Raw genomic sequence first — 17,119 nt, forward strand, 5'->3', positions numbered from 1 at the left:
AATATTACATATCAAAACCAATATCTTTTCTATAATATTTGTTTTCAAATTGTACTCGTTCAGCAATTGTATTAGCTTTTTTCAATGCATCTTGTATGTTTTTGCCTAATGCTGATGTTGTTAAAACTCTTCCACCACTGCTTATAATGTTACCTTCATTGTCTAATGTAGTTCCAGCATGGAAAATAAACTCATTTTCTTGTTGTTGAAGATTGGTAATTTTCTTTCCTTTTTCAAATGTTTCTGGATAGCCATTTGATGCTAAAACGATAGTAACGCATGCCTGTTCATCAATCTCAAAATCTATTTCATTTAATTTTCCATCTGATAGTTTTAGAAATGTCTCTACTAAATCGCTTTTTATTCTAGGTAGCACAGCTTGAGTTTCAGGATCGCCCATTCTACAATTGTATTCTACAACTTTTGGAATATTGTTTGGCGTAAGCATTATTCCAATATATACAAATCCATTATAGATGATATTGTCTTTCTTAAAGCCATCAATTGTTGGAATAATAATAGTTTTTTCCACAATAGCCATAATATCATCAGTTACAAAAATTGGAGGCGAAATAGCGCCCATTCCACCAGTATTTAGCCCAGTATCGCCTTCGCCAATGCGCTTGTAGTCTTTTGCAATTGGAAGTATTTTGTAACTATCATTATCAGTCAAAACAAATACAGAAAATTCAATGCCATGCATAAATTCTTCGATGACAACAGTATTACTTGCATTACCAAATTTACCATCTAACATAGATTTGAGTTCTGTTTTTGCTTCATCAAGCGTAGAACAAATTAGTACGCCTTTTCCAGCTGCTAAGCCATTTGCTTTAAGTACGTATGGTGCTGTAAGTGTGTCTAAAAATTGAAATCCTTCATCAATATTTTCTATTGTTATTTCTTTGTATTGTGCAGTAGGAATTTTGTGTTTTACTAAGAAATTTTTGCAATATGCTTTGCTACCTTCTAGCATTGCGCCAGCTTTTGATGGTCCAATGATAGCAATATTTTTTAGCATTTCATCACGCACAAAAAAATCATAAATACCATCAACTAATGGTTGTTCTGGACCAACCACCACCATTTTAATGTCATTTTTAATGCAAAAATCTTTTATTTCTTCGAAAGAATCAAGTTTTACATTTTTGGCAATTGCATTAGTTCCAGCATTTCCAGGACTTACATATAACTGAGAGCAGTTTGAACTTTGTAATAGTTTTGAAGCAAAAGCATGCTCACGTCCACCTGAGCCTAACAATAGAATATTCATATTACAAAAATAGAATAAGAAAAGTATTTTTCTTAATTATTTTATAAGTAGATAAAATCAAATTTTTTTATCATTAACTTAGATTGATAAAATGCAATAAGTATAATTTTTTAGTATGAATACTTTTAATACCAAAGAAACCATAAGTGAGGCATTACTTGCATTTAATAAAAAAGCATACAATGCTGGATTAGATTTTAAGATGATAGATTTTTGTAGTGATTGTTTGTGGATTCAAGCAAGTTTTGATTTTATGAGATATGTGAATGTCGATATTGAATTTAGACAAGTACATTATACAAATATTGATAAAAACCAATATTGGACTGATGCTTGGCATGATGACCAATTGATGTTATTGAGCCAAGATGAATTAGAAAATGTTATTGATTTTAAAGATTTAGATATTAATACAGACAAACCATATTTTGGGATTGTTTTTAATATTAATGGATTTGAGAATTTTTATAATACAGGATTAGTAATTTGCGAAGAATTATATATTCAATGGAGAAATTAAATTATTAACAATACACTAAAAATACGAATTCAGTATTTATATTTGTAAAAAAAATATTTTATGGATGAGATAGAACAAAGGAACAATACTCAAATTAAATTTTACGGAACAGGAGGAGAATATTTTGGAATACTCGTTCTAAATATATTACTAACTATAATCACATTAGGTATATATTATCCATGGGCAAAGACAAAGTCGCGTAAATTTTTTACTTCTAATACATATTTTGCAGATTCTCCATTGTCATATCATGGTACAGGTACCGAATTATTCAAAGGATTTATTGTAGTAGTATTGTTCATCATATTATATAATATTATTAATTTTGTTGTGGAGTCAACAGGAAATACGTATATTATAAATATATATGGTATGTTGTCAATGTTATTTATATTTACTTTAATTCCATTATCTATACATGGTTCAATGAAGTATAGAGCATCAAGAACATCATGGAGAAATATATTTTTTACATATGATGGTGATAGGAGAGAATTTGTAATATTATTCTTAAAAAGTATACTTTTTTTTATTATTACTTTTGGATTTTACTTTAGTTGGGCTGAAGTGAATATTAGTAAATATATAATAGAAAAACATGGTTTGGGTAATGTTAAAACTTCTTTTACTGGAAAAGGTGGAGATTTATTTATGATTCACCTAGCTGGATTGATTCTTACAATTTTTACTTTTGGTATTTATAGCTTTTGGTATACAAAAAACATATATAATTACTATATTAATAATACATTTTTGCATCAAGGTGAAAAAACAATAGCAATTGATTCTTCAATATCTGGAGGTGGGATTTTCTCATTGAGCTTTATAAATATGCTTCTAATTATTTTTTCTTTTGGGATAGCAATTCCTTGGGTTATTATTAGAACAATGAATTTCTATATTGATAATATCTATATAGAAGAAAATCTAAACCCAGACGAAATTATTCAAGGAGAAATAGCCTCTAGAGTAAATTCAATTGGAGATGGGATGGTTGATGCATTAGATATTGGATTCTAAAATGCAAAAAATAATATCAGCAATATATTTTGATGGATTTTCTTCAAATCCATATCATGTTGAGTTAAATGTTTCATCTAAATACATAGAAATAATTTTTTGTTTAGATGAAAAAGAAATTGTATTGTGGGAGATTGATAGAATAATTAAATATGAAGAACTAAACACTAATACATATAAATTAAATTATGGAAATATTCCATATCAAAGTATTGAGTTGGATAAAGATAATTATGAATCTTTAGTATTACAAAATAGGAATATCGCAAAAGCTACAAGCCATACATGGTATGAAAAATTCTTGAAGAAAAAAAGCTTAATTTTTGGTCTGTTATTTTGTGTTATTGCGTTCTGTGTTTTTACTTATTTTGTTATTATTCCTGCAATTACACCAATTGCAATAAAAGCCATACCTATGAAAACAGAAGTTTACCTAGGTGAAGTGGTATATAAAAACATGACGAAAGGGTATTCAATAGATTCTCAGAAAACAGAACAAATAAATAGTTTCTGGAAATCTATGAATTATGAGTCAAAATATCCAATAAACATTACTGTTGTTGAAAGTGATATTGTGAATGCATTTGCATTGCCAGGTGGAAGAATTGTGGTATTTGATACTTTGTTAAAGATTTTGGATAATTATAGCCAATTATCAGCATTGCTCTCACATGAATTTATACATATACGGAACAAACATTCTATGAGTTTGATGGTTACAGCATATTCGCAATTTGCAATAATAAGTTTGGTGTTTGGTAATTTAGATGAAAATATTATTGGTGCAATCGCCCAAAATGCAAGTATGTTGAATACATTGAAGTATAGTAGGAATTTAGAACAAGAAGCAGATTTAGATGGAATGATTCTTATGCAAAATGCAAATATAAATACAAATGGCATGTATCAACTTTTTGAGAAATTAGATGAAGTAAATGATGTAGATTCTGAATTATTAAATTATATTTCAACACATCCTGATAATAAAAAGAGAATTGAATATTGTAAGAAATTTGATAAACAGAATAAAGCTAAAATAGATAATCCTAAACTTGATAGTATATTTAAATTAATCCAACAGAACTAATTTTGTAATTCTAAATAAGTAATACAATTATATCTGATGTGCGTGTTTTTGATTTTTGATTACATTTTCTAAATTCCACTCTATTTTTTCAGAAAATGGTGTGGTTCTAACTTTGCAATCTTTTAATAAGCATATTCTACAACTTTCAGGAATACATGGATCTGAATGAATAAATGATTCTAAATTATTTGGAATAGCTTCTTTTATTGCATCTTCAACTAATCTTAATTCTTCATGCGCTTCTATAGTATTGTAGTACCATGGCAAAGTTGTATGACAATCTATATGTATGTTTTCGCCATATTTTATTATTCTAAGATTGTGTATGTCTACCCAAGATTCTCTTCTGTTTTTATTAAGCACATCTATTACCTTTTGTAAAAGAATAAAATCTGCTTTGTCCATAATACCTTCAATAGATGATTGTAAAATCTTAAATCCAGAATACATGATAAAGATACCTACAGCAATTGCTATGGCAACATCTAACCAATAATATTCTGTAAAAAATACCACAGCCAAACCAAGTATTATTGCAAATGATGAGTAAGCATCTGATTTTAGGTGTTCTCCACTGGCTATTAATGTTGCTGATGAAAATTTCTTTCCATTGTATTTTGAATACCATCCAAGTGCATAATTGACTACGCCTGTTATTGCTATCAATATTATACCTATGTCTAAGTGTTCTATTTTGGTTGGGTAAAAAATATTATAAATAGATTTTATAACCATTGCCAATCCAGCAGCAAATATTAAAGCACCTTCAATACTTGCAGAAATAAGTTCAATACGTCCGTGTCCATAAGGATGATCTTCATCCATTGGTTTGGAAGCTATAAATAAACTGTATAATCCAAATCCTCCAGCTAAAACATTAATAATACTTTCTAAAGCATCTGTTAAAATGGCATTTGAATTACTCACTGCAAATGCTAGGAATTTTGCAGCTAGTAATAGTATGCCTATAATTAATGTATAGGTTTGTATTATTATCTTATTTTTTGACGGTTTCATTCAAATATTAGTAATTCCTATTCGTGATATAATTGATTAATTCTATAAATGCATTTTTTGCATCTGATTCTGGCAGTTCCTGAAGCTCATGAAATGCTAATTGTTTGTATTCAAGCATCTTTTTTTCTGTGTATTGTATGCCACCATTTTTCTTAATAAATTGTATTAACTCATTTACTTTTTCTTTGTCTTCGTTATTGTTTTTTACAGTATTGATAATCCATCTTTTGGTTTTGCTATCAGCATTTTGTAATGTATAGATTAAAGGCAAAGTCATTTTCCTCTCTTTGATATCTATGCCTCTTGGTTTGCCAATGTCAGCTTCACCATAATCAAATAAATCATCTTTTATTTGAAATGCAATACCAATTAGCTCGCCAATTTTATGCATTTTTTGAATTAAATATTCATCGTTGCTTACAGAAGCTGCACCTATTTTACATGCTGCAGAAATTAATGATGCTGTTTTGTTTTTTATAATTTCAAAGTAGATATCTTCTTTAATATCTAACTTTCTAGCTTTTTCCATTTGCAAAAGTTCGCCTTCGCTCATGCGTTTTACAGCATCAGAGGTGATATGTAGTAAGTTGTAATTTTTAGTTTCTAATGCATACAGCAATCCTTTAGATAAAAAATAATCGCCAACTAATACTGCAATTTTATTTTTCCATAATGCATTTACAGAAAAAAAACCTCTTCTTTCATATGCGTCATCAACAACATCATCATGTACTAATGTTGCTGTGTGCAATAGTTCTATTAATGATGCACCAACGTATGTATTCTCATTCACTTGTCCAAGCATTTTGGCACATAGAAAAATAAACATTGGTCTTACTTGCTTTCCTTTTCTTTGGTATATATAATAATTTACCTTATCAAGCAATGCTACATGGCTACGCATTACTTCTCTGAATTTCTTTTCAAAAATTTGTAATTCTTGCTCTATTGGTAATTTTATATTATCTACTTCTTGACTCATTAAGATTTGGTAAAAATAATTGATTCGATTGTTTTATCCTACAATAAAAATGAATAGTTTTACAACATGAACAAAATTGATTTAATAATAAGTAATATTTATACTAACAAACAAATCACCTTAGATGTTCATTTTAAAGAAGCTCCACAGAAATTACCTGTTGTTTTGTTTGTTCATGGATTTAAAGGTTTTAAAGATTGGGGACATTTTAATTTAATTGCTCAAGAATTTGTAAAAAAGATTTTGTTTTTGTAAAAATGAATACTTCATGCAATGGAACTACAGCATCAAATTTATTAGATTTTGCTGATTTAGAATCTTTTGGACAAAATAATTTTAGCAAAGAAATAGAAGATGTTGATTGTGTATTGAAATTTATTGAAGATAAGATAGAATTTTATGGTGGCAATCCAAACGAAATTTATTTAATTGGTCATAGTCGTGGTGGAGGAATTGCAGTACTTATGGCACAAAGAAATAATAAAATAAAAAAACTAATTACTTGGGCATCTGTTGCAAGTTTTGATTATTTCTTTAATACAATTGATATTGCGAAATGGAAATCTGATGGAGTGGTTTATACCTACAACTCAAGAACGCAACAAAATATGCCATTGTATTATAATTTTTATGAGAATTATATAGAAAATTATTCCAATCTTAATGTTTTAAAATCTGCTTCTGAATTTGATAAAGATTGGCTAATTGTACACGGTAAGAATGATGAAAGTGTTTCTGTAAGTGCTGCTTATGAACTTAAAAATCAAAATGCAAATACTAAGCTACATATAGTTAAAGATGCTAATCATACATTTGGTGGCAAGCATCCATACACAGAAAAAGAACTACCACAAGAAAGTATAGAATTAATAAATAAAAGTATAGAATTTTTGAAATTATAATGTATTTAATGCCAGAATTGCCATGTCATTGAATGCATTTTGTCTATCATCGGCACTTGAAAAATCTTTGGTAACCAAATTATCACTTATAGTAAAAATACCTAATGCTTTGGCTCTATATTTTGCAGCAATAGTGTACAAAGCTGCGGTTTCCATTTCAATACATAGGACACCATACTCAGCCCATTTTTTATAAGAATCTGGATTGTCATCATAGAATTCATCAGTTGATAGTATGTTTCCCGTTTTGATATTTAGATTCATTTGTTGTGCATTAAGGTAGGTTTTATGCAGTAGGTCAAAATCACAAACAGGAGCAAAATCTGCACCATGAAATTTGTTCCAGTTTACAGCAGAAGTAGTGCAAGCACCAATGGCAACTACAATATCTTTTAATTGTATATTTTCTTGTATTGCACCAGCAGTACCTATTCGAATCAAATTTTTAACATCATATTCTCTAATTAATTCATTAACATATATAGAAATAGATGGAATACCCATGCCTGTACCTTGTACAGAAACTCGTTTGCCTTTGTAGAAACCAGTATAACCAAGCATGCCTCTGATATTGTTATAACATGTGATATTGTCTAAATAATTTTCTGCGACATGTTTGGCACGCAATGGATCGCCAGGCAATAGTACAGTTTCTGCAATGTCTCCTTTATTTGCTGCAATATGTACACTCATTGTTTAATAATTTGAATTTGATATTTTTCCTTGAACAATGTCAACGCCAGAACTTGTGCCAATTCTTGAAACACCTAGGCTAATATATTTCATTGCTGTTTCTGCATCTTTTATACCACCACTGGCTTTGATTTTTAAATTATTTCCTGCAATTTCTTTAAATAATAAAATATCTTCGAATGTTGCGCCACCAGTGCCAAATCCAGTAGATGTTTTAATAAAATCAGCACCAGAGTTTAATACAATTCTAGTTGCAGTTATTTTTTCTTCTCTGGTAAGATAGCATGTTTCTATGATTACTTTTAAAGTATGCTCGCCAATAGATTTTTTAATAGTTGTAATTTCATCTTCTACTTCTTGATATAAGTTGCTTTTTAAAAAGCCTATATTTAATACCATGTCAATTTCATTAGCACCTGTGTGTATTGCCTGTTCGGCTTCGTATAATTTCGATTTTGCTTGCATTGCACCTAATGGAAATCCTACAACAGTTGCAATATTCACATTTGAGTTCGTAAGAATATTCTTACATAAACTAATATAGCATGGATTGATGCATACTGCATAAAAATGATGTTTTATAGCTTCGAAACATAGTTGTTCTATGTCTTTAGTTGTTGCAGTTGCTTTTAGCAATGTGTGGTCAATATATTTAGCTATGTACATTTTTTCTTTTTTGGAAGGCTGATATCAAGGTTTTCTATGGCTTTATAAGTGTATAATTCTTTTTCAATCGGATTCATTATTGTTGAGTTTTTAGAAAATTCTGCTCTATATTCAGCTAAGTAATATCTATGGTAGTCTGATTTAGGAATATTTCTTTTTTCTAATTGTCTGAAGAACCAATATTTTAAAAATACTCTTGAATAGTATATATCCTGTAGTTTAAACATTCTAGCATAACTTAATAAATATCTTTCCTGCCTTTTGGGAATAAAGGAAACTTTATGTTCAGTTCTTGAAATAATATTGTTTGTAAATAAATCATAAAAAAGACCATCGTCTCCTTCGTATTCAATACTTAGCCATCCACATCTTGAAGCAGGATTTGGTGCAAACATCTTCCAATATTGAAATTGAAATGAATTTTCTGCAATTTGAGGTACATCTATTTTCTGCAAAAATCTATTGATTGCACTGCTGTTTCTATCATATAGATGATAAGTATTAGAAATGAATAATAAATTTTTTTGTACAAAAGTGTACAATACAAAAGCGGTGCAAACTATAAAAATATATTGCGTACTTTTTGAAAATATACGTTCGCTAGATTCTTTTAGTTTTATATTTATTTTTTTCCAAAAAGAATTTGGTAGTAATAATAAGGCAACTGCAACACCAGTAATTGAAAAATTTCCTACATCACTAATAAAAAAAATACTAATATGGAAGCCAAGTAAAAATATAATTCCTACATATCTAAGTATGTTATTTTTATAGTTTACAAGAATAAAGATTGGGAACGTGATTTCAAAAAATAAAGTTGCATAGGTAAGTATGGTATATAAGAATTCATTGTTTGTGAAAAATGATGCAAATTTTCCTGGATACCACATTTCTGATGCTAATATTTTTACGGCATAACCTTGTTTCCAAGCATCGCCATATTTTACAATTCCTGTAGAAAAATAGATGAAACAAATTTGAATGATTATTATGAATGAAATTAGCTGATTTACTTTTTTTCTATTGATGATTTTTTGTAGAGAAAAATAATTGTTCAAAGGTAAAAAACATGACCATGTAAGCATTTGGAAAGTGTATTTGTCGAAGCCATTATTGTATCTAGCATAAGCTTGCAATATATTAAAAAAGAAAAATAATAGTAACACAGAAACAATTCTAGTTTGAATTCCTAATGTATATAGAATAGATAAAATAATACTTGAAATCATCCAGAAATATGCAAAACTATCATTTTGTATATAGTCAAAAATAGAAAAAGCATCTTTGCCATTCATAGCTTGCATAATTTCTATTGGAATTAGTCTGTCTTTGCCCCAAAATTCTATTGTGTAAGGAAATTTTATTATGATTAGTGAATATAAAATACTAATGCCCAAAAATATTCTAAAGATTGAAATAGAACGTTCGTCCAAATTTAAGTGATCTGTTTTCTTGGATATAGAATGCATGGAAAACATAAGTTATAATAAAAATACAAAAAATATACTTTAATGCTGTGTAGTATAAAATTAGTTTCTATTTTTATACTATGATGCAATGGATTAAAGATAAGAAATATTATATATTATTTGCTTGCCTTACATTTGTTTTTTATCAATCATCAATTGATAATGAATTTAGCTTAGATGATAAATTTATATTTGCGAATATACCAGCTGAAGGAACATTATTTAAGGATGTGTTTTCAGTATTTGCCAAGCGTTTTGATATATTAGATTATAGACCAGTTGCAATGTTTACATTTGCATTAGAACAATATTTTTTAGGTAGTATAAATCCTAAAATTTCACATGTAATAAATATTGTTATTTATATACTATTGTGTTTGTTAATATATTATGTGCTAAAAAAACTTCCAATAAAAAATGCAAACAAGATTGCTATTATAGCAACTATATTGTTTATCGTACATCCAGTTCATGCAGGTGTGGTTAATAATCTGAAAAGTAGAGACGGATTATTTAGTATGTTATTTATGTTTTTAGCAATTAATGCATACGTTAATTATGAGAATACAAAAGCAAAAAAACACATCATTTTCATAATACTATTCTCACTTATTGGTATTAATGCAAAGAAAGATGCATCGAATATTGTGTTAATACTACCTATGATGGCATTTGTAATATATAATAGAAGTATTTTTAAATCTGCAATTATTTTAATTGGGATATTTGCAATAGCAGGATTGTCAATGCTAATTGTTGATACATTAATACCTTATCCAGAATTGGATAAACATACTACTGTTTTATTTACAGAAAACCCATTGCCATATTTACCTTCAATTTGGAATTATTTAGGATTGGCAGTTTCTACTTATTTTCAGTATCTAAAATTTATTTTCATACCCAAAGGATATTACTTCTATTTTGGATACAATCAAGTTCCTTTAAGGTCATTATTTCATTATATTACTTTATTGCAATTAATTATAGTACTTATTCCATTGTTACTTTCAGTATATTATTACAAAAAGAATAAAATGTTTGCATTTGGTATATTCTTCTTTTACGCTACTTTATTTTATTGTTCCAATTTATATACTGAGGTTCAAGGAATTTTAGCAGATAGATATGTTTTTATCTCAAGTTTAGGTGCATTTATAGCATTTTCTGTTATATTATTGGAAATATTTAATTTTGAAAAACTAAATGAATGGATTCAAAAACAATTTTGGAAAAAGAGTGATGTAAAATATATTATTGCTTCTATTCTAGTGATAATTGTCTTGATGTATTTCCCATTTGTACAACAACGAAATAAAGCATGGCAAAATATACTAACATTGATTGAAACAGATATGCCATATCTCACAGAATCATATGAAGCAAATCGTATTGCATCTACAACATATACAAATAGAGCAATGAGTAACACTGATGTCACACAAAGAGAAAATCAATTTTTAAAAGCATTGCAATATGCCAAACAAGCCAACAAAATATATGATAAAGATATTTACACCAACGAAACTGAAGGAATTGCATATTACGGATTAGGTAAAATATCTGAAGCAGAGAAGCAATTTAAAACAATAATCCAACAATTTGATACAAGTGTTGTAAGTTGGGATTTGTTGGGTGATATTACTTTTAAAAGAAATAATTATGATAGCGCAGCACTTTGCTATGCAAATGTAAATAGATTAGATAAACAAAATGAATCTTTTTATTATAAATATCCAAATGCATTACACTTATCAGGGAAAAAAGATAGTGCATATTTATTTATATTAGGATTAAGTAAAAAATATCCATCATGGCATGTGCCTTACGAAAGTGCGGCATATTTATATTTTTATAATGAAGGTAACCAGTTAAAAGGTATGCAGTTCATGGTTTTAGCATTCGAAAAAGGACTAAGAAATAAAGAAACCTATTATAGTACTTTGAATACATTAGAACAAGGCATGCAAAATCAAGATCCTAATCTGAAAGAAGAATATACAAGCTTATACAAAAAATTAAAGAAAATTGTAATTAATTAAACTACTATGGCAGAGTATAAACTATTGATGCCTAAAATGGGTGAAAGCGTAATAGAAGCAACTATTTTATCTTGGAATAAAACAGTTGGAGATAAAGTTTTAGAAAATGAACTTGTATTAGAAGTTGCCACAGATAAAGTAGATACAGAAATTCTAAGTAATGTATCAGGTACACTGCAAAAAATATTATTTGAAGAAGGCAGTGTAGTTGCAGTAGGAGAAGTATTAGCAATTATAGAAACATCAGATACTAATGTTGAAATTCCTATTCAAGTTGAAAAGAAAGAAGTTCTAGAGAATAAAGAAGCAGAAAAACATATAGAAATATCAATTAAAAATATAAACCAACAAATAGAAACACCCAAAACAGAGAATAAACAACAAGATGTAAATTTTAATTCAAATCAATTTTCACCACTAGTACTAAATATTGCAAGAGTAGAAAATATTCAATTAGAAGAATTAAATACAATAAAAGGAACTGGACTAAATGGAAGAATTACAAAAGAAGACGTTTTAAACTATATTGCACAAAGAAATGTAAAGCAAATCAATAAATCAGAAGAAGAAAAAATTATTCAAATTGAATCAAAAGAAAAAATAAAAATAGACGAAAATATAAATAAAGAAATTAAGCAAACTCAACTTAGCAACAATCTAAACGAAGAAATAGTAGAAATGGATAGAATCAGAAAGATAATATCCAAAAATATGGTAGACTCTAAAAGAATTTCAGCACATGTGTCATCATTTGTTGAATGTGATGTAACAAAAATTGTGAAATGGAGAGAAAAACACAAAGAATCATTCAAGAAAAAGTACGGATTCAATTTAACCTATCTTCCAGTTTTTGTAGAAGCAATTGCACAGTGCATCAAAGAATTTCCAAATATAAATGTATCAATAAAAGAAGATAAAATAATATACAAAAAGGATATAAACATAGGAATTGCAACAGCACTTCCAAATGGAAACCTAATAGTACCAGTAATTAAAAATGCAGATAGAAAAAATATATTAGGCTTAGCATCAGAAATAAATACATTAGCACAAAAAGCAAGAAACAACCAACTAACATCAGATGATATAAGCGATGGTACATATACAGTATCCAATATCGGAACATTCGGAAACATTCTAGGCACACCAATAATATTACAACCACAAGTAGCTATCATGGCATTAGGAATAGCTACAAAAAAGCCAGTTGTAGTAGAAATTGAAGGTGAAGATGTTATTGCAGTCAGACACATGATGTATCTTTCACACACATACGACCATAGAATTGTAGATGGAATGCTAGGAGGTATGTTTGTGAAAAAAGTAGCAGATGTATTGCAAAATTTCGATATAACTCAAGATATATAATGCTTTATGTATTTGAAAAATAGATAAAGCATTTGGGTTTAACCAAAAATGAGAACTTATTTTAGCACGAATAAGGCACTTTTGTTTTAAATAATTATAAACATAAAAATTTTTCCACAAAAAGAGAAAAAAATTAATTTTTATTACTATATTTGCACTCCGAAAATCTGATTCAGATTTCGTAGTTCTTTCAAGTCGAAAAATTGCCAGTGTAGCTCAGTTGGCCAGAGCAGCTGATTTGTAATCAGCGGGTCGGGGGTTCGAATCCCTCCACTGGCTCTAAATTAAGAAGTTTGAAGCATTTATGCCCATGTTCTTAATAGAGTTGGGCAGTTACCAGAGTGGCCAAATGGGGCAGACTGTAAATCTGCTGGTTTTACCTTCGGTGGTTCGAATCCATCACTGCCCACAAAATAGTTCTTTGATTGTATATTATTATCTAATGATTGTAATATACATGTAACTAAAATTATTGCGGAAGTAGCTCAGTTGGTAGAGCATCAGCCTTCCAAGCTGAGGGTCGCGGGTTCGAGTCTCGTCTTCCGCTCTAACTAAAGCTGGTGTAGGCACTTAATCCTAACCATTTCTTGCCGATATAGCTCAGTGGTAGAGCACTTCCTTGGTAAGGAAGAGGTCATGGGTTCAAGTCCCATTATTGGCTCAAGACAACAAAACATAAAATATTTTAATTTTTTATAAAACTATTTTTAAATTTAATACAATATGGCAAAAGAAAAATTCGTAAAAGATAAACCACACGTAAACGTAGGTACTATTGGTCACGTTGACCACGGTAAAACTACTTTAACGGCTGCTATCACAAGTGTGTTAGCATCAAAAGGTTTTGCAGAAAAAAAAGATTATGACTCTATCGACGCTGCTCCAGAAGAGAAAGAGCGTGGTATCACTATCAATACTGCACACGTAGAATATCAAACTACAAACAGACACTACGCACACGTTGACTGTCCAGGTCACGCTGACTACGTAAAAAACATGGTTACTGGTGCTGCTCAAATGGACGGTGCTATTTTAGTATGTGCTGCAACTGATGGCCCAATGCCTCAAACTCGTGAGCACATCTTATTAGCAGGTCAGGTAGGTGTTCCTAAAATGGTAGTATTCTTAAATAAAGTAGACTTAGTTGATGATCCAGAATTATTAGAACTAGTTGAAATGGAAGTTAGAGACTTATTATCTTTCTATAAATTTGATGGTGACAATACGCCAATCATTAAAGGTTCTGCTTTAAAAGCATTACAAGGTGAAGACGAAGGTGTTAAAGCTATCGAAGAATTAATGGAAGCAGTAGATACTTGGATTCCATTACCTCCTCGTCCAGTTGATCAACCATTCTTATTACCAGTTGAAGACGTATTCTCAATCACAGGTCGTGGTACAGTTGCAACAGGTAGAATTGAAAGAGGTATCGTTAAAGTTGGTGAATCAGTAGAAATAGTTGGTCTTCAAGAAAAATCAATGACATCTACAGTTACTGGTGTTGAAATGTTCCGTAAATTATTAGATTCAGGTGAAGCTGGTGATAACGTAGGTTTATTATTAAGAGGTATCGATAAAACAGATATCAAAAGAGGACAAGTAATCTGTAAACCAGGTTCAATTACACCACACACTGAGTTCAAAGCAGAAGTTTACGTATTAAGCAAAGAAGAAGGTGGTCGTCACACTCCATTCTTTAACAAATATCGTCCACAATTCTATATGAGAACAACAGACGTTACTGGTGAAGTTTCATTACCAGAAGGTGTTGAAATGGTTATGCCAGGTGATAACGTAACAATTACAGTAAAATTAATCTATCCAGTAGCAATTGAAAAAGGTTTGAAATTCGCTATCCGTGAAGGTGGTAGAACTGTAGGTGCGGGTCAAGTAACAGAAATTATTAAATAATTATATAACCGTCATTAGTCATTAGTCATTAGAGCTAATGACTAATGATTTAATAGACGGGCATAGTTCAATGGTAGAATAGCGGTCTCCAAAACCGTTGATCAGGGTTCGAATCCTTGTGCCCGTGCAAATAAAATGAATGAAATATGGACAAGCTAATAACATTTATCAAAGCATCTTATGATGAACTTTTAAATAAAGTTACTTGGCCAACTTGGAAAGAGTTGCAGGCTAATGCTATAATCGTTATTATTGCATCTTTCCTCATTGCGTTTTTAGTATTAGTAATGGATAAAGCTTCAATGTTTGCATTAAGTAATGTAATATATAATATTTTAGGCTAAAAACACTTAATCATAATAAAATGATAGCAGAAGACAAGAATTGGTACGTATTAAGAGTAATTAGCGGAAAAGAAAAAATGCTCCGTGAATATATAGAGAAAGAAGTAAAAATCTCTAAATGGGATCATATTATTACTCAAATAGTAGTGCCAACTGAAAAAGTGTATAAGCTAAAAGGTGGAAAAAAAGTAATTCATGAAAAAAACTTTTTCCCAGGTTATATTATGATCGAAGCAGACACTAAAAAATTTAATGGAGATATCGTTCAACATATTCAAAATATGACAAACGTTATTTCATTTATTGAAAGAAATAAACCAATTCCACTTAAAAAAGCAGAAGTTAATAGAATCTTAGGAAAAGTAGATGAGTTAGAAGAAGCTGGTGGAACAACAAATGAACCATTCTTAGTAGGTGAGTCTGTTAAGGTAATAGATGGTCCATTTAATGATTTTACAGGAACTGTAGAAGAAGTAATAGAAGATAAAAAGAAACTTCGTGTTACAGTAAAAATATTTGGAAGAAAAACTCCAGTGGAGTTGAATTTTATGCAAGTAGAAAAAATATAATAAAATGGCAAAAGAAATAGAAACTTTTATAAAGTTACAAGTTAAAGGTGGTCAAGCTAATCCAGCACCTCCAATTGGTCCTGCTTTAGGTTCAAAAGGTGTAAACATCATGGAGTTCTGCAAACAATTTAATGCAGCTACACAAGATAAACAAGGGAAAATTCTTCCAGTAGTAATTACTGTGTTTAAAGATAAATCTTTTACTTTCGTAATCAAAACACCTCCTGCTTCCGCATTATTACTAGAAGCAAGCAAAGCCAAAGCTGGTTCTGCTCAGCCACACGGTAATAAAATAGGAGCTGTTTCATGGGATCAAGTAAAAGAAATTGCAACGCTGAAAATGCCAGATTTAAATTGCTTTACTGTAGAGTCAGCAATGAAAATGGTAGCAGGTACTGCAAGAAGTATGGGTATTACCGTGAATGGTGATGCACCATGGAAAGCATAATTCGTTTGTTTTTGTTACGCATACGAAAAATGCAGAGAGAGTTTTGTGAAATTCAAAACGATATTATCTCACTAAAAATTAATTAAAAATGAAAGTATCAAAAAAAAGAAAAGCAGTAGACGAAAAATTTGACAAAGACAAAGTCTATTCTTTGGAAGAAGCAACTAATGTAATCAAATCACTGAACACGACAAAATTTAATTCTTCTGTCGATGTACACATTAGATTAGGTGTAGATCCAAGAAAACCAGATCAAGCATTAAGAGGCACAGTAAGCCTTCCACATGGAACAGGAAAATCTAAAACAGTATTAGTTTTATGCCCAGCTGAGAAAGAAAATGAAGCTAAGGAAGCAGGCGCAGACTATGTTGGATTAGATGAATATCTTGATAAAATAAATGGTGGATGGACTGATGTTGATGTTATTATTTCAACACCAAGTGTTATGCCAAAACTAGGTAGATTAGGTAAAATACTTGGACCAAGAAACTTGATGCCAAATCCAAAATCAGGTACTGTAACAGAAAATGTAGGTGACGCAGTAAGAGAAGTGAAAAAAGGTAAAATTGCATTCAAAATTGATAAATTTGGTATTATTCATACATCTATAGGTAGAATATCTTTCGATCCTACTCAGATTTCTGATAATGCTAAAGAGATGATTGGAACAATTTCAAAAATGAAACCATCTTCAGCTAAAGGTATTTACTTCAAAAGTATATATTTAGCTACTACCATGAGTCCTGCACTACAAATTGATGTGAAAAGTATTCCTGGAATTTAATTTTAACAGCTAAATTTATAA

At 29.7% G+C, this 17,119-nt stretch carries 18 protein-coding genes and 5 tRNA genes; 17 read left to right on the top strand and 6 right to left on the bottom strand.

The annotated features are described in order from the left end of the window. Window positions 1-4 precede the first annotated feature (4 nt). Window positions 5-1,273, bottom strand: a complete 1,269-nt coding sequence (purD, locus tag IPK18_09460) for a phosphoribosylamine--glycine ligase (protein ID QQR97114.1) — start codon at window positions 1,271-1,273, stop codon at window positions 5-7. A 115-nt stretch (window positions 1,274-1,388) separates the two neighbouring features. Here purD and IPK18_09465 point away from each other — a divergent pair, with 115 nt between their 5' ends. Genes IPK18_09465 through IPK18_09475 form a run of 3 tightly spaced genes read left to right on the top strand, consistent with a single transcriptional unit; the run spans window position 1,389 to window position 3,903 of the window. Then, window positions 1,389-1,793, top strand: coding sequence for a hypothetical protein (locus tag IPK18_09465; GenBank protein ID QQR97115.1), 405 nt, complete (start codon window positions 1,389-1,391; stop codon window positions 1,791-1,793). A gap of 60 nt (window positions 1,794-1,853) precedes the next feature. After that, complete coding sequence (locus IPK18_09470; protein QQR97116.1) at window positions 1,854-2,816, top strand: DUF898 domain-containing protein; 963 nt, start codon at window positions 1,854-1,856, stop codon at window positions 2,814-2,816. A gap of 1 nt (window position 2,817) precedes the next feature. Further along, window positions 2,818-3,903 carry a M48 family metallopeptidase gene (locus tag IPK18_09475; GenBank protein QQR97117.1) on the top strand — a complete coding sequence of 362 codons (1,086 nt, stop codon included), beginning with the start codon at window positions 2,818-2,820 and terminating at the stop codon, window positions 3,901-3,903. Between the two features lie 27 nt (window positions 3,904-3,930). Here the strand turns inward: IPK18_09475 and IPK18_09480 are convergent, their stop codons facing one another. Next, window positions 3,931-4,920: a cation transporter gene (locus tag IPK18_09480; GenBank protein QQR97118.1), complete on the bottom strand. Its 990-nt coding sequence runs from the start codon at window positions 4,918-4,920 to the stop codon at window positions 3,931-3,933. Window positions 4,921-4,927: 7 nt separating this feature from the next. Further along, window positions 4,928-5,902, bottom strand: coding sequence for a polyprenyl synthetase family protein (locus IPK18_09485; protein ID QQR97119.1), 975 nt, complete (start codon window positions 5,900-5,902; stop codon window positions 4,928-4,930). A 66-nt stretch (window positions 5,903-5,968) separates the two neighbouring features. On the opposite strand from IPK18_09485, the gene IPK18_09490 reads away from it, so the two are divergent. Together IPK18_09490 and IPK18_09495 are read left to right on the top strand one after the other, a co-directional pair. Continuing rightward, a complete protein-coding gene (locus IPK18_09490) occupies window positions 5,969-6,157 on the top strand; it encodes a hypothetical protein (GenBank protein QQR97120.1) in 189 nt (62 codons plus the stop codon). A gap of 2 nt (window positions 6,158-6,159) precedes the next feature. After that, complete coding sequence (locus IPK18_09495) at window positions 6,160-6,804, top strand: prolyl oligopeptidase family serine peptidase (protein QQR97121.1); 645 nt, start codon at window positions 6,160-6,162, stop codon at window positions 6,802-6,804. Here the strand turns inward: IPK18_09495 and deoD are convergent. Genes deoD through IPK18_09510 form a run of 3 tightly spaced genes read right to left on the bottom strand, consistent with a single transcriptional unit; the run spans window position 6,799 to window position 9,632 of the window. Continuing rightward, window positions 6,799-7,497 (bottom strand): purine-nucleoside phosphorylase, encoded by a 699-nt coding sequence (gene deoD / locus IPK18_09500; protein QQR97122.1) that lies wholly within the window; start codon window positions 7,495-7,497, stop codon window positions 6,799-6,801. The two genes, IPK18_09495 and deoD, sit on opposite strands and share 6 nt — an antisense overlap. A gap of 3 nt (window positions 7,498-7,500) precedes the next feature. Continuing rightward, window positions 7,501-8,163: a deoxyribose-phosphate aldolase gene (gene deoC / locus IPK18_09505; protein ID QQR97123.1), complete on the bottom strand. Its 663-nt coding sequence runs from the start codon at window positions 8,161-8,163 to the stop codon at window positions 7,501-7,503. After that, window positions 8,154-9,632 carry an HTTM domain-containing protein gene (locus IPK18_09510; protein ID QQR97124.1) on the bottom strand — a complete coding sequence of 493 codons (1,479 nt, stop codon included), beginning with the start codon at window positions 9,630-9,632 and terminating at the stop codon, window positions 8,154-8,156. Before IPK18_09510 ends, deoC begins: the two co-directional genes overlap by 10 nt. 80 nt (window positions 9,633-9,712) lie before the next feature. On the opposite strand from IPK18_09510, the gene IPK18_09515 reads away from it, so the two are divergent. The 12 genes from IPK18_09515 to IPK18_09570 all read left to right on the top strand — a co-directional run bounded on the left by IPK18_09515 (window position 9,713) and on the right by IPK18_09570 (window position 17,098). Further along, on the top strand, window positions 9,713-11,674 hold the full coding sequence (locus tag IPK18_09515) for a hypothetical protein (GenBank protein QQR97125.1): 1,962 nt from the start codon (window positions 9,713-9,715) through the stop codon (window positions 11,672-11,674). A gap of 6 nt (window positions 11,675-11,680) precedes the next feature. Beyond that, a complete protein-coding gene (locus IPK18_09520; GenBank protein QQR97126.1) occupies window positions 11,681-13,042 on the top strand; it encodes a 2-oxo acid dehydrogenase subunit E2 in 1,362 nt (453 codons plus the stop codon). Between the two features lie 205 nt (window positions 13,043-13,247). Next, window positions 13,248-13,321 (top strand) — tRNA-Thr (locus IPK18_09525). A gap of 48 nt (window positions 13,322-13,369) precedes the next feature. Next, a tRNA-Tyr gene (locus tag IPK18_09530) sits at window positions 13,370-13,451 on the top strand. A gap of 65 nt (window positions 13,452-13,516) precedes the next feature. After that, window positions 13,517-13,589 (top strand) — tRNA-Gly (locus IPK18_09535). A gap of 42 nt (window positions 13,590-13,631) precedes the next feature. Next, a tRNA-Thr gene (locus IPK18_09540) sits at window positions 13,632-13,703 on the top strand. Window positions 13,704-13,765: 62 nt separating this feature from the next. Continuing rightward, entirely contained in the window at window positions 13,766-14,953 is a 1,188-nt protein-coding gene (tuf, locus tag IPK18_09545) for an elongation factor Tu (protein QQR97127.1), read from the top strand. A 56-nt stretch (window positions 14,954-15,009) separates the two neighbouring features. After that, a tRNA-Trp gene (locus tag IPK18_09550) sits at window positions 15,010-15,080 on the top strand. 19 nt (window positions 15,081-15,099) lie between these two features. Next, complete coding sequence (secE, locus tag IPK18_09555; GenBank protein ID QQR97128.1) at window positions 15,100-15,297, top strand: preprotein translocase subunit SecE; 198 nt, start codon at window positions 15,100-15,102, stop codon at window positions 15,295-15,297. A 20-nt stretch (window positions 15,298-15,317) separates the two neighbouring features. After that, complete coding sequence (nusG, locus tag IPK18_09560) at window positions 15,318-15,866, top strand: transcription termination/antitermination factor NusG (protein ID QQR97129.1); 549 nt, start codon at window positions 15,318-15,320, stop codon at window positions 15,864-15,866. 4 nt (window positions 15,867-15,870) lie between these two features. Continuing rightward, window positions 15,871-16,314 (top strand): 50S ribosomal protein L11, encoded by a 444-nt coding sequence (rplK, locus tag IPK18_09565; protein QQR97130.1) that lies wholly within the window; start codon window positions 15,871-15,873, stop codon window positions 16,312-16,314. An 88-nt stretch (window positions 16,315-16,402) separates the two neighbouring features. Beyond that, window positions 16,403-17,098, top strand: coding sequence for a 50S ribosomal protein L1 (locus IPK18_09570; protein QQR97131.1), 696 nt, complete (start codon window positions 16,403-16,405; stop codon window positions 17,096-17,098). Window positions 17,099-17,119: the final 21 nt, after the last annotated feature.

The sequence above is a fragment of the Sphingobacteriales bacterium genome (genome assembly GCA_016699615.1).
GTDB lineage: Bacteria > Bacteroidota > Bacteroidia > Chitinophagales > JADIYW01 > JADJSS01.